11 protein-coding genes and 1 tRNA gene are annotated in these 12,860 nt (G+C 75.1%); 8 read left to right on the top strand and 4 right to left on the bottom strand.

Going from position 1 to position 12,860, the window contains the following annotated elements; translation table 11 throughout:
• Nucleotides 1-33 precede the first annotated feature (33 nt).
• Nucleotides 34-2,772 carry a tyrosinase family protein gene (locus CCE01nite_RS08220; RefSeq protein ID WP_034628793.1) on the top strand — a complete coding sequence of 913 codons (2,739 nt, stop codon included), beginning with the start codon at nt 34-36 and terminating at the stop codon, nt 2,770-2,772.
• Nucleotides 2,773-2,858: 86 nt separating this feature from the next.
• On the opposite strand, the gene CCE01nite_RS08215 is transcribed toward CCE01nite_RS08220, so the two are convergent.
• Nucleotides 2,859-3,281, bottom strand: a complete 423-nt coding sequence (locus tag CCE01nite_RS08215; protein WP_034628796.1) for an organic hydroperoxide resistance protein — start codon at nt 3,279-3,281, stop codon at nt 2,859-2,861.
• 161 nt (nt 3,282-3,442) lie between these two features.
• Here CCE01nite_RS08215 and CCE01nite_RS08210 point away from each other — a divergent pair, with 161 nt between their 5' ends.
• Nucleotides 3,443-4,030 (top strand): TetR/AcrR family transcriptional regulator, encoded by a 588-nt coding sequence (locus tag CCE01nite_RS08210; RefSeq protein WP_218026456.1) that lies wholly within the window; start codon nt 3,443-3,445, stop codon nt 4,028-4,030.
• A 340-nt stretch (nt 4,031-4,370) separates the two neighbouring features.
• Here CCE01nite_RS08210 and CCE01nite_RS08205 read toward each other — a convergent pair whose 3' ends face one another.
• Nucleotides 4,371-4,865, bottom strand: coding sequence for a MarR family winged helix-turn-helix transcriptional regulator (locus tag CCE01nite_RS08205; protein WP_034628801.1), 495 nt, complete (start codon nt 4,863-4,865; stop codon nt 4,371-4,373).
• A gap of 158 nt (nt 4,866-5,023) precedes the next feature.
• Between CCE01nite_RS08205 and CCE01nite_RS08200 the strand changes: the two genes are divergently transcribed.
• Nucleotides 5,024-6,145: an alkene reductase gene (locus CCE01nite_RS08200; RefSeq protein WP_052104009.1), complete on the top strand. Its 1,122-nt coding sequence runs from the start codon at nt 5,024-5,026 to the stop codon at nt 6,143-6,145.
• Between the two features lie 167 nt (nt 6,146-6,312).
• On the opposite strand, the gene CCE01nite_RS08195 is transcribed toward CCE01nite_RS08200, so the two are convergent.
• Nucleotides 6,313-6,876 (bottom strand): YqgE/AlgH family protein, encoded by a 564-nt coding sequence (locus CCE01nite_RS08195; RefSeq protein ID WP_034628804.1) that lies wholly within the window; start codon nt 6,874-6,876, stop codon nt 6,313-6,315.
• An 82-nt stretch (nt 6,877-6,958) separates the two neighbouring features.
• Here CCE01nite_RS08195 and CCE01nite_RS08190 point away from each other — a divergent pair, with 82 nt between their 5' ends.
• Complete coding sequence (locus CCE01nite_RS08190) at nt 6,959-7,222, top strand: hypothetical protein (protein ID WP_034628806.1); 264 nt, start codon at nt 6,959-6,961, stop codon at nt 7,220-7,222.
• Nucleotides 7,223-7,289: 67 nt separating this feature from the next.
• A complete protein-coding gene (locus tag CCE01nite_RS08185; RefSeq protein ID WP_034628808.1) occupies nt 7,290-8,258 on the top strand; it encodes an aldo/keto reductase in 969 nt (322 codons plus the stop codon).
• A gap of 96 nt (nt 8,259-8,354) precedes the next feature.
• On the opposite strand, the gene CCE01nite_RS08180 is transcribed toward CCE01nite_RS08185, so the two are convergent.
• Nucleotides 8,355-8,427 (bottom strand) — tRNA-Arg (locus tag CCE01nite_RS08180).
• Nucleotides 8,428-8,603: 176 nt separating this feature from the next.
• Here CCE01nite_RS08180 and CCE01nite_RS08175 point away from each other — a divergent pair.
• The 3 genes from CCE01nite_RS08175 (at nt 8,604) to asnB (ending at nt 12,850) form a co-directional block, all read left to right on the top strand.
• A complete protein-coding gene (locus CCE01nite_RS08175; protein WP_034628810.1) occupies nt 8,604-9,257 on the top strand; it encodes a hypothetical protein in 654 nt (217 codons plus the stop codon).
• Between the two features lie 167 nt (nt 9,258-9,424).
• On the top strand, nt 9,425-10,873 hold the full coding sequence (locus CCE01nite_RS08170) for a PepSY-associated TM helix domain-containing protein (RefSeq protein WP_084142619.1): 1,449 nt from the start codon (nt 9,425-9,427) through the stop codon (nt 10,871-10,873).
• A 141-nt stretch (nt 10,874-11,014) separates the two neighbouring features.
• On the top strand, nt 11,015-12,850 hold the full coding sequence (gene asnB, locus CCE01nite_RS08165) for an asparagine synthase (glutamine-hydrolyzing) (protein ID WP_084142620.1): 1,836 nt from the start codon (nt 11,015-11,017) through the stop codon (nt 12,848-12,850).
• The last annotated feature ends 10 nt before the right edge of the window (nt 12,851-12,860 follow it).

The raw sequence follows: 12,860 nt of genomic DNA, 5'->3' as shown, positions 1-12,860 counted from the left end.
TCCTCCCCCCGACGACCACGAGGGGGTGGCACCATGTCCGGACCGATCCGGCGGAACTTCGCGCACCTGAGCGCAGCCGAGCAGCAGGCCTACGTCGACGCCGTGCTCCAGGCCGACCTGACGACGTTCCTCGACGGGGTGTCGTACTGGGACAAGCAGGACCAGATCCACGAGGCCACCCACAACCACGGCGGCAACTCGTTCCTCCCGTGGCACCGGGAGCTCGTCAACCGGTACGAGGCGCTGCTCCAGCAGGCGGACCCGGACGTCGCGCTGCACTACTGGGACTGGACGGAGGACCCGCGCGCGGCGTCGGACGGGCAGGGCGGCACCGTCGCGCTGCTCTCCGCGGCGCTGCTGGGCCGGGCCGACGGGATGCTCGACGGGCCCCTCGCCGCGCTGCACAACGGCGGCGTGCTCGCGGGCAGCCGGGACCAGACCGGCAGCTTCACCGACCCGCCGATGGAGGTCGTGCGGCTCTGCCAGGCCGGGGCACCCGCGGTGCAGCCGGACGCCGACATCCTCACGAGCACCGACGGGACGCCGCAGGCCCAGCAGTGGACGGTGTTCCGCACCGCGGTGGAGGCGTCGCACAACACGACGCACGGCTTCTTCGGGTCCGGCAGCACGATCCAGGACTCGCACCGGGCCTTCGAGGACCCGTTCGTGTTCCTGCTGCACAGCAACGTCGACCGGCTCTTCGCGATGTGGCAGGCGCAGCCCGGCGAGGAGTGGCGGCTCGACCCGGACCTCGTCTACGGGGACCAGTCCGAGACGACCGGGCCGGAGAGCATCCGCGCGACGCTCCAGCCCTGGGACGGGACCGTCGAGTTCGGCGCGCCGATCGAGCCGTGGGTCGGCGCGTCGTCGGCCGTCGTGGTCAAGGACTGCCGGGACCCGTCCGTGGTCCGTCCGCCCGCCTACGACACGCTGCCGACGTCGGTCGAGCAGGTGGCACCGCTGCCCGGCGACCAGCTGCGGTTCGTGGGGGTCGTCGAGCACCTGCCGACGGCCCGCGCGGTGCGCCTGCGGGTCCGGTCGGTCGCGAGCATCGCCGTGGACGCCACGGTGACCGGGCCGTTCACGATCCTCGACACACCTGTGACGTCGCCCGAGCCACAGGGCTACGAGGAGCGGGACGTGCTGGTGTGGGTCCTGTTCACGCCCGGGGCGGCGGGGACAGCCGCCGCCGGCACCGCGACCCTGACGGCGAGCACCGGCGAGGTGTTCGTCGTCGACATCACCGCGACGGTCGTGCCGAACCCGACGGTCGGCACGTCGCTGGTACTGGACCGGTCGGGCAGCGTGAGTCTGCCCTCCGGGCTGCCGCTCAAGAGCCGCATGGACGTGCTGCACGACTCGGCGCCGCTGTTCGTCGCGCTGCTCGACGCGACCGACGGCGTGGGCGTGGTGCGCTTCGACGTCGACGCGTCGCCCGCCACACCGGTCGCCCCGGCCGGGCCGATGATCGGCGGCGCCGGGCGGCTGCTCGCCGCGGACGCCATCACCGACACCGTGGTCACGCCCGGCGGGCTGACGGCCATCGGCGACGGCCTCGAGCTCGCGGCGGCGCAGCTGGCCGCGGTCACCGGCCAGTACGACAGCACCGCCACGATCGTCTTCACCGACGGCCACGAGACCGCCGACAAGACCATCGCCGCCGCCGCCTCGTCGGTCCACAGCCGCGTGTTCGGCATCGGCCTCGGCACGCCCGAGCAGCTCAACCCCATCGCGCTCTCCGACCTGGCCGACGGCACCGGCGGGTACGTCATGCTCACGGGCAACCCCGGGGTCCACGACCAGCTCCTGCTGCAGAAGTACTTCGCCCAGGTCCTCGCGGGGGCCACCAACGCGGCGGTCGTCGTCGACCCGGACGGCTTCGTGCCGGTCGGCGGCCGGTCCGTCGAGCCGTTCCGGCTGACGAGCGCGGACATCCGCACGGACGTGCTGCTGCTCGGGGAGATGGTCGGCGTGATCGACGTCGAGGTCGTCGCGCCCGACGGCACGTCCGTGACCGCGGGGGCCGGCGCCGAGGAGGCCGTGGGCGACGCCTACCGCGCCCTGCGGGTCGTCCCCGCGGACGTCCTGGTGCCGCCCACGGCGCAGGGCCGCTGGCAGGTCGTGCTCACCGTCGACCGGGGCCGGCTCAAGCGGTGGCTCACGGACCTGCGGCACCGGCTCGACGCGCTCGAGGACCGTGAGCTCGCGGCGCAGGTCCTGCGGCTCGTGACGCTCGCGATCGACACGCACGGCGTCCCGTACACGCTGAGCGTCCAGGCCCGCAGCGCGCTGAACCTCGGCGTCGCGGTGAGCCAGGCCTCACGGCTCCCCGGGTCGTCGGGCCTGGTGCGGGCGACGCTCACCGACAGCGGCGTGCCGCTGCGCCACAGCGTCTCCGTGCGGGCCCACGTCACGCCGCCCGCGGGAGCGCCGTGGGAGCAGGCGATGCCGTCCACCGGGCCGGGGGCCTTCACGACGTCGGTCGCGACGACGACGTCCGGCGTCTACCGCGTCCTGGTGCGTGCCTCGGGGGCCGACCTGCGCGGCGACCGGTTCACGCGCGAGGAGCTCCGGACGCTCGCGGTGTGGGCGCGGGGCGACGACACCCCACCCGTCGTGATCGACCCGGGCGCGGGCGGCACGACGACGCACCTCGACACGTGCGGGCTGCTGCTGTGCCTGCTGGCCGACGAGGGCGTGCGCGCGCTGCTCGAGCGGCACGGGGTCGACGCGGGCGGGCTCGCCCGCTGCGTGAAGCGGGCCTGCCGCTGACCACGAGGGCGCGGCGCCCGGTGGGCCGGCCGGGCCGGTGCGTCCGCCGGGCGCCGGGGCCGGTGCGTCCGCCGGGGGCCGGGGCCTCAGGCGACCGTGACGTCCAGGGTCACGTCGATGTTGCCGCGCGTCGCGTTGGAGTACGGGCAGACGGTGTGGGCGGTCGCGACGATCTCCTCCGCCGTCGCCTGGTCCACGCCGTCGAGCTCGACGTGCAGGGCGACCGTGAGGCCGAAGCCGACGGGCTCGATCGGGCCGATGCCGACCTCGGCGGTGACCGCGGAGTCGGTGATCGCGAGCTTGCGGGTGCGCGCGACCATCTTCAGCGCCGAGTGGAAGCACGCGGCGTAGCCGGCGGCGAAGAGCTGCTCGGGGTTCGTCGCGCCGCCCGCGCCGCCCATCTCCTTCGGGGTCGCGAGGTCGTGGTCGACGAGGCCGTCGGACGAGCGGGTGTGGCCGTTGCGGCCGTCCCCGGTGGCGGTGGCGACGGCGGTGTACACGGCGTTCATGGTGTGGACCCTTCTGCGGGAGCGACGGCGGAGCATCAGGAGAACGATCGTTCTTTCCGTGTCCACCGTCGCACCGATCCGCCGCGCGCGCAAGACCGAACGTTCTCCCTCTTTTCGCCTTGGCAGGGACCCGGCCGCCGCCTACTGTGACGCCATGACCAGTGCGACCGCCCCCGCCCCCGAGCGCACCTCGGCGGCCCGGGAGCGCCTGCTGCGCGCCGCGTCGCGGCTCTTCTACACCGAGGGCATCCACGTCGGTCGGGGTCGACCGGATCGTCGCGGAGGCGCAGGTCACGCGGGCCACGTTCTACCGGCACTTCCCCGGCAAGGAGGAGCTCGTCGTCGCCTACCTGCGCGCGCAGGACGCCGAGGTCCGCGCCCGCGTCGGCGTCGAGCCGCAGGACCCGCAGGACGCCGCAGCCCTGCTGCGCGCGATGGTGGAGGGCATGGGCGGCGAGATCTGCCGCACCGGCTTCCGCGGCTGCCCGTTCATCAACGCCGCCGCCGAGTACCCGGACCCGGCGCACCCCGTGCACGCCGCCGTCGTCGAGCACCGCGCGTGGCTCGAGGGCGTCGCGCGCCACGCGCTCGAGCGCAGCGGCCACCCCGACGCGGCCGGCGCCGCCCGCACGTTCATGATGCTGCGCGACGGCGCGATGGTGGCCGGCTACCTCGACGACGCCCAGCGCGCGAGCGACGGGCTCCGGGCGGCCGTCGAGTCCCTCGTCTCCGCGGGCGGCGTCGGCTGAGCGATCGTGGCCGACGACACAGTCGTCGACGGCGCACCTCCCGCACCGCTCCGGCCGTCCAGCCGGCGTCCCCACGGCACTGCTCCGACGCCCGGACAGCGGCTCTCACCAGCACCGGGACGCGCGACGCGGTCGAGCACCCCGTCGGCCCCGAGCCCGCTCCCGGCCCGCCGCCTCCCGTACCGGCCCGGTCTCACCCCCTGTCCAGGCCTTTGGTCCCCTCAGTCGCGGCGATGCACTGCCGAGAGTGTGGACATGAGCCAGATGACCGACATCCCCCCGACCAGCTCCCTCGACGAGGACGACCTGCCCCCGTTCTGGGACTGACCGAGCGCTGGGGTCACCCCCGCGGCGCCGCCACCCGGAACGCGCACTGCTCCGACGTCGCGACCTCCAGGTTGCGCTCGAGCACCGCGAGCGCGTCGAGCACCTGCGCGCGCTCGCCGTCGGCCAGGCCGTCGAGCGTGTATCCCTCGAGCCGCCCCCAGAGCACCTCGACCTTCTCGCGCAGCCCCTGGCTCGCCGGCGTGGCCTCGACGATCACCGCGCGTCGGTCGGTCGGCGACGGGGTGCGCCGCACGAAGCCCGCGCGCTCGAGCCGCTGGACGGTCCGGGTCATCGTCGCGGTGTCGGAGTCGAGCGCGTGGACCAGGTCGGCCGGGCGCTGCGGCCCCGCGTCCCAGAGCTGCATCATCACGAGCTCCTGACCGGGGTGCAGCCCGATCTCCCGGAGCAGCGCGCCGGCGAGCATCCGGTGCAGTCGCGCGACGCGGAACACCGCGTGGCTGGCCGGGCCGGTCGCCGCCGCGCTCGGCATCCGCAGCGAGCTCTCCATCGCGACCCCTCCTCGGCGTCGGCGCAGGCGCTTCCCTGCTCGAGCAGCAGACTACCGCTCGGTAACCTCGGACGGCCGGGAATGTCCTGACCGAGATGCGGGTTGGACCCGTTTACCTGTCCGAACAGGTAACTGGACGACCGACCTGGGAGCACGCCATGACCTCCACGACCTCGACCCCCGTGCACGACGCGACCTCGGCGGACAGCCCGCTGTGGCAGCCCGTGACCGTGGGCGGCCTCGCGCTGACCCACCGCCTCGCGATGGCCCCGATGACGCGCGACCGCGCGACGCCCGAGGGCGTGCCGACCGAGCTCAACGCCACGTACTACGCGCAGCGCGCGTCGCTCGGCCTGCTCATCACCGAGGGCACGCAGCCGTCCGAGGACGGTCAGGGCTATCTGCTGACGCCCGGTCTGCACACCGACGCGCAGGTCGCCGGCTGGCGGCTCGTGACCGACGCCGTGCACGCCGCGGGCGGCCACCTCGTCGTCCAGCTCATGCACGTCGGGCGCGTCGGGCACCCCGACAACACCCCGCACCACCGGCAGCTCGTCGCGCCGTCCGCGGTCGCCGCCGAGGGCGTCATGTTCACGGCCACCGGCCCGCAGCCGATGCCCGAGCCGCGCGCGCTCACGACCGACGAGGTCGCCGCGACCGTGCAGGACTTCCGGGCCGCCGCCGCCCGGGCGATCGCCGCCGGGGCTGACGGCGTCGAGCTGCACTCCGCCAACGGCTACCTGCTGCACCAGTTCCTCGCGGACAACACCAACCACCGCACGGACCAGTACGGCGGCAGCGTCGAGAACCGCATCCGCTTCGTCGTCGAGGTCGCCACGGCCGTCGCCGAGGAGATCGGCGCGGAGCGCACCGGCATCCGGATCTCCCCCGGGAACCCGTACAACGACATCGTCGAGACGCAGACGCACGAGGTCTACGGCCCGCTCGTCGACGCGCTCGCGCCGCTCGGCCTGGCCTACCTGCACGTGCTGCACGCGGGCGACGAGGACCTGCTGGCCTCGATCCGTGCCGCGTGGCCCGGCTCGCTCCTGGTGAACCGCGGCGGCGCCGACCTCGCGACCCGCGTGAAGGACCTCGAGACCGGGATCGCGGACGTCGTGACGGTCGGCACCTGGGCCCTCGCGAACCCCGACCTCGTCGACCGGCTCCGCACGGGCGCCGAGCTCAACGAGCCGGACGTCGCGACGTTCTACGGCGGCGACGAGGGCGGCTACGTCGACTACCCGGTGCTCGCGACGTCGGACGCCTCGCTGTCCTGACCGCGGGACCGCGCGACCACGCGGCCACGCGCGGCCACCCCGGCGCGTGCCCGACGGCGCCCGTCGACCACTCCGGTCGGCGGGCGCCGTCGCGCGTCCGGCTCGGGAACGACGCGCCCTGCGGCTCGGGGCGGGGACGCTCGTCCGCGCGGGCGCGACCCGTCCCGCTAGTTCAGGCTCGCGTCCTCCGCGAACGTCGACACGATCGCCAGGTCGCCGCCCTGCCGGCGCAGCACGCGCCGCCACAGGTCGTCGGGCTCGGACGTCATCGCGTCGTCCGCCTCGGCCGGCACGACGAACCAGGCGCCCTCCTCGATCTCCTCCTCGAGCTGCCCCGCACCCCAGCCCGAGTGGCCCGCGAACACCCGGACGCCCGTGACGCGCCCCACGAGGTCCGCCGGGTCCGAGTCGAGGTCGACGAGCCCGAACGGCCCGACCATCCGGTCGACCGTCGAGGGCAGGGCCGCGCCGACCGGGGCCACGGCCACGCCGAGGGCGCCGTCCAGCCCGACCGGACCGCCCTGGAACAGGACCGCGGGCTCGGCGACGGCGTCCTGCCACGCGGGCAGCACGACGTCCACGTCGACGGGCACGGGCCGGTTGAGCACGACGCCGAACGCGCCCTCGTCGCCGTGGTCGAGCAGCAGCACGACGGCCCGGTGGAAGCTCGGGTCGGACAAGCGCGAGCGCGCCACCAGGAGCTGCCCGCTGAGCGCCGGTGTGTCCGTCACCCCTCCATCATCGGCGAGACGGCGCCGGTCCGCAGGTCCCCGCCGTCACGGTCGGCGGTCCCCGCCGTGGGACCCTGGGCGCATGTCCTCCGTGCAGCCCTCCCCCGAGACGACCCCCGAGCCGGACGAGCCGCAGCCGCCGACGCAGGAGCGCTGGTGGTGGACCGGCACCTACCGCGCGGTCCTCGGCGCCGTCGTCATCGGCTTCCAGTACGACGCGCTCTCCTCGGGCGACGCGAGCGTCTGGAACTGGGTCATCGGCGGGCTCGGCGCGGTCGTCGTCGCGCTCGGCCTGTACACGGTCTGGACCGCGTACCGCTCGCGCGGCGCGGGCGACGTCCGGTAGGACGGACGCACCGCCGGCGCGGACGGTCACGGCCCGCGCCCGGCCCCCACGACGGACGGAGCAGCACGTGGAGCACACCCGCCTCGGCACCTCGGGCCTCCGGGTCAGCCGCATCGCGCTCGGCTGCATGAGCTTCGGCGAGCCGTCCCGCGGCACCAACGCCTGGACGCTCGACGACGACGCGGCCGAGCCGGTCTTCCGGCAGGCGCTCGACCTCGGCATCACGTTCTGGGACACCGCGAACGTCTACAGCGACGGCAGCTCCGAGGAGATCGTCGGGCGCGCGATCCGGCGGTACACCCGCCGCGAGGACCTGGTCCTGGCGACCAAGGTGTTCTTCCGGATGCACGACGGCCCGGGCGGCCAGGGCCTCTCGCGCAAGGCGATCCTGGAGCAGGTCGACGCGTCCCTCACGCGGCTCGGGACCGACTACGTCGACCTCTACCAGATCCACCGCTTCGACCCCGAGACCCCGGTCGAGGAGACGATGGAGGCGCTGCACGACGTCGTGAAGGCCGGCAAGGCCCGGTACATCGGGGCGTCCTCGATGTACGCGTGGCAGCTCGCGACGATGCAGCACGCCGCCGACCTCGGCGGGTGGACCCGCTTCGTGTCGATGCAGGACCAGTACAGCCTCATGCAGCGCGAGGAGGAGCGGGAGATGTTCGGGCTCCTCGCGCACCAGGGCGTCGGCGCCCTGCCGTGGAGCCCGCTCGCCAAGGGCCGGCTCGCGCGGCCGTTCGGGGAGAGCACGACGCGCTTCACGAACGACCCCGTCGGGCAGCGGTTCTTCGGGGACGGCGACCGGGCGGTCGTCGACGCGGTGCAGCAGGTCGCCGAGGGTCGCGGCATCCCGATGGCGCAGGTCGCGCTCGCGTGGGTCCTGCGCAACCCGGTGGTCGACGCCCCGATCGTCGGCCCGACGAAGCCGCACCACCTCGCGGACGCGGTCGAGGCGCTCGACGTCGAGCTCACCGACGACGAGGTCCGCACCCTCGAGGCCCCGTACACGCCGCGGGAGCCGACGGGGTTCTGACGGCCGGCGCCGCCGGGCGCCCGGACGACGCGAGCCCGGCTCCCCCGGAACGACGAAGGCCGGCACCGTGACGGTGCCGGCCTTCGTGATGTGCTGTGCGCCCGAAGGGACTCGAACCCCCAACCTTCTGATCCGTAGTCAGATGCTCTATCCATTGAGCTACGGGCGCGTGGCCTTTGCGGGCCGTGTAGGAGGATACCCGCCCGAGCGCCGTGACCCAAACCGAGCGTCCGTGCGGGCACCGCCTACTCCTGGGCCGCACAGGGCCGCCGTTGTGAGCGGGACGATCTGCGTAACGTTTCGGCTCGCTCTGCTGCGGGTGCTCGGCGGTCTAGCGTTCGCCAGATGAGCAGCCCGTGGCGCGGCCGCGTGCGCGTGGCCCGCGCCGCCGTCTTCGCGCTGCTCGCCGTGCTCCTCGCGGCCGGTGCCCATGCGTCCGGCGGCGGGCGCGTCCCGGCGCTCGGAACCGTGCTGCTGCTCTGGCTCGCGGTGCTGCCCGTCGCCGCGGTCCTGGCCCGCCGCACGTGGGGTCCCGGGGCGCTCACCACCGCGCTCGGCCTGCTCGAGCTCGGCCTGCACCAGGCGCTGAGTCTCGGCACCGCCGGCGCACCGGCGACCGCGGGCGCCGCGCACGCCACCGGCCACGGCGGCGTCATGACGGCGCACGTCGCGCACGGAGCCGGCCCGCACGGCGACGGGCACGCCTCGCACGCCTCGGCCACCGACGTCGCCTCCGCCGCCGGACCCGACCACCACACCGGCCTCCCGATGCTGCTCGGGCACGTCGTCGCGACCGTGCTGACCGCGCTCGTGCTGGCGCACGGCGACGCCCTGCTCGCCCGGCTCTGGGCGTGGGCCACCCTGCGCGACCTGCCCCGCGCCGGGGCGCCCACGCTCGCTGACCGCGTCGCCCCGTCGCCGGGCTGGCAGCTCGACGCCGGCCAGCCCCCGCTCGTCGCCGCGGGAGGCGTGTGCCGGCGAGGTCCCCCGCAGGGCTGACCGCCTCCGTCGTCGCGTCGCGCGTCGTCTCCCGGACGACTCGACGTCGCGCGTCCTCCTGCCCCGGCCGTCACCACGCCGGGCGGGTGCGCCCGCGCAACCGACTCCAGGCGATCCCGCCCTGCCCACCGCCTCCCGGCGCCCCGTCGCTCCCCCGGAGATCCCGCATGCCCGCTGTCGACGACCCGACCCTCGCCCCACCCGAGCCACCCGCCGCCCCGGGCGGCACGACGCCCACCGCCCCCGCGGCCCCGCGCCCGCGCGGCGGGCTGTTCCGCGCGTTCTGGCGCTGGCACTTCTACGCGTCGTTCCTCGTGATCCCCGTCGTGCTCGTGCTGGCCGTGACCGGCCTGATCTACCTGTTCCGCTTCCAGCTCGAGCCCGCGCTGCACCCCGAGCTCCTGCGGGTCGACGCACCCCCGGAGGGCGCGCAGCTCGCCGGGTTCGAGCCCTACCGGATCGGCGTCGCGGCGACGTACCCGGACGCGACCGTGGTGTCGATGACCGAGCCGGCGACCGAGACCGACCCGCTGCGGTTCTCGCTCGAGACCGCCGCGGGGACGCCGCTCGACGTGTTCGTCGACCCCTGGACCGGGAAGATCCTCGGCGACCTGAACCCCGACACGACGCTCAGCGGGACCGCGGTGCGGCTGCACGCGGACCTCATGGCCGGCGCGGTCGGCGACGCGGTCCTCGAGCTCGGGGCGTGCTGGGCGATCGTCATGGCCCTCTCGGGCTACTACCTGTTCTGGCGCGGGCGGCACGCGCGGGCCCGCAAGCGCCGCGCCGGCACCGGGCAGGCCCGGTTGCGCACCACGCACGCCTGGACGGGCGCGTTCGTCGGCGGCGGCCTGCTGATGCTCGTCGTCAGCGGCCTGCCGTGGACCGGGATCTGGGGGGCGAACGTGCAGTCGCTCGCGACGCGCGCCGGCACGTCGATGTGGAGCCAGGACCACGGCGCGCTGTCCGACCCGGTCTCGACGCTCGACGAGTCGCTCCCGCACACCCACGAGGTCCCGTGGGCGCAGGGCAGGAGCCCCGTCCCGACGAGCGACCCGGACGCGCCGACCCGCTCGGTCGCCACGGTCGACACCGCGCTGCTGCTGGCCGCGCAGGAGGGGCTCGCGCACCCGATGACCGTCGCCCTGCCGCGCGACGAGAACGGGGTGCTCAGCGTGATCGGGTACGCGTTCGACGACCCGGGCCGGGAGCGCTCGGTGCACGTCGACCGGTTCGGCGGGACGGTCGTGTCGCAGTACGGGTACGACGACTACCCCGCGCTGGCCAAGACGGTCGCGCAGGGCATCGCGCTGCACGAGGGCCGGCGCTTCGGCACGCCCAACCTGGTGCTGACCGCGGCGTTCTGCGTCGCCGTCGTCGTGATGTGCGTGACCGGGCCGCTCATGTGGTGGCGCCGCCGGCCGCGTGGCCAGGGCCGGGCCGGCGCGCCGCGCGGCACCCTCCCGCTGCGCGCGACGCCGCTGCTGGCCGTCGCGGTCGTGGTCCTCGGCGTGGCGCTGCCGCTGTTCGGGGCGTCGCTGCTCGTCGTGCTGCTGCTCGACCGGTTCGTGCTGCGGCGGCTGCCCGCGACGCGCCGCTTCTTCGACGTGGCGTGAGGCTCCGGCACGGCGCCCGCACCCGGGCGCCGTGCCCCGTCTCGGATCGTGACTTCACCCCGGACGACCCGCCGAGGTGGGTGATTCGTCCCGCTATGGTGGATTTCGCTGCGGTCGAGGACCAGCCCGGGGGGGCGACGCATGTGCGGTATCGCTGGCGTGCTGGCGCAGGGCGCCGTCGCGGAGGACCTCGACGCCGCACTCGTGCGCCTCGCGCACCGAGGTCCCGACGACAGCGGCACGTGGGCCGGGCCGGGCGTGGTCCTGGGGCACCGGCGGCTCTCCGTCGTCGACCTGACCCCCGCCGGCCACCAGCCCATGCTCAGCCCGAGCGGCCGGTACGTCCTGACGTTCAACGGCGAGATCTACAACCACGACGAGCTCCGCGCGGAGCTCGTCGGGCGCGGCCACGTGTTCCGGTCCCGCACCGACAGCGAGGTCGTCCTCGCGGCGTTCGTCGAGTGGGGCGAGGCGTGCGTCGAGCGGCTCGTCGGGATGTTCGCGTTCGCGGTGTGGGACCGCGACGACCGCATGCTGACCCTGGTGCGCGACCGGATCGGCGAGAAGCCGCTCTACTACGCGCACGTCGGCGGCCGGTTCGCGTTCGCCTCCGAGATCGCGGCGCTCGCCGGGCTGCCGTGGGTGCCGACCGACCTCGACCACGACGCCGTGCGCCTGTTCCTGGCGTTCCGGAACGTGCCGTCGCCGTGGACCATCCGCGCCGCGATCCGCAAGGTCCCCCCGGCACACGTGCTCCGTCTGCGCGACGACCGGGTCGAGGTCGAGCCGTACTGGCGGCCCGAGGACCACCTCGCGGCACCGCGGCTGCAGATCGACCGCGCCGAGGCGCTCGACACGCTCGACGGCCTGCTCGGCCGGGCCGTGCGCGGGCAGGTCGTCGCGGACGTCCCGGTCGGCGCGTTCCTGTCCGGGGGCATCGACTCCTCGCTGGTCACGGCCCTGATGACGGAGACGGCGCAGCGCCCGGTGCGCACGTTCACCGTCGGCTTCACCGACGCGGTGCACGACGAGAGCCCCCACGCGGCCCTCGTCGCGCAGCACCTCGGCACCGAGCACCACGCGCTGCACCTCGACGAGTCGGCGGCGCTCGCGCTCGTGCCCGAGCTCCCGCAGATCTACGGCGAGCCGTTCGCCGACGCGAGCGCGCTGCCCACGCGCCTCGTGGCCGCGAGCGCGCGGCGCGTCGTCACGGTGTGCCTCACGGGCGACGGGGGCGACGAGACGTTCGGCGGCTACGAGCGCTACGACAAGCTCGGCCGGTACGCCGCGCCGGCGCGGGCTCTCGCGCCCGTCGGGGGGGCCGCCCAGGCGGTCGCGCACCGGCTCCCCCCGTCGGTCCGGCGCATCGCGCGGATCGCCGGGATGTCCGCGCCCGACGTCGCGCGCACCCTGCTCGCGGTGACGAGCCCGCGGACCGTCGCGCGGATGACCGGCGGTCCCGTCCCGCCGTACCCGGGCGGGCCGTGGCACCTCGGCGACGTGGCGCTCCGGCACCGCTCCATGGTCAGCGACCTCACGGGCTACCTGCCGGACCAGCTCCTGACGAAGGTCGACCGGGCCGCGATGTCCGTGAGCCTCGAGACGCGCGCGCCGCTGCTCGACCACCGCGTCGTCGAGTTCTCGCTGCGCCTGCCCCCCGAGCTGCTCGTGGGCAAGTCGCTGCTGCGCGAGCTCCTGCACCGCCGCGTGCCGCCCGCGCTCGTCGACCGGCCCAAGCAGGGGTTCACGGTGCCGCTCGGGCGCTGGCTGCGCGGGGGCCTGCGCCCGCTGCTGCACGACACGCTGACCCCCGCGGTGCTGGCCGACGCGGGCGTCGTCGACACCGCGGCGGTCGCCGACCTGCTCCGCCGCCACGACGCCGGGGAGAACCACGCCGCGGCCCTGTGGGCGCTGCTCATGCTGTGCCTGTGGGTCTCGGCACCGCCCGCCGGGTTCCGCACCGCCGCGCACGGCTGAGCGGCGGGCG

Origin of the sequence: Cellulomonas cellasea (assembly GCF_006538745.1) — a bacterium.
Taxonomy (GTDB): domain Bacteria; phylum Actinomycetota; class Actinomycetes; order Actinomycetales; family Cellulomonadaceae; genus Cellulomonas_A; species Cellulomonas_A cellasea.
This window is presented reverse-complemented; position numbering and strand designations above follow the sequence as displayed.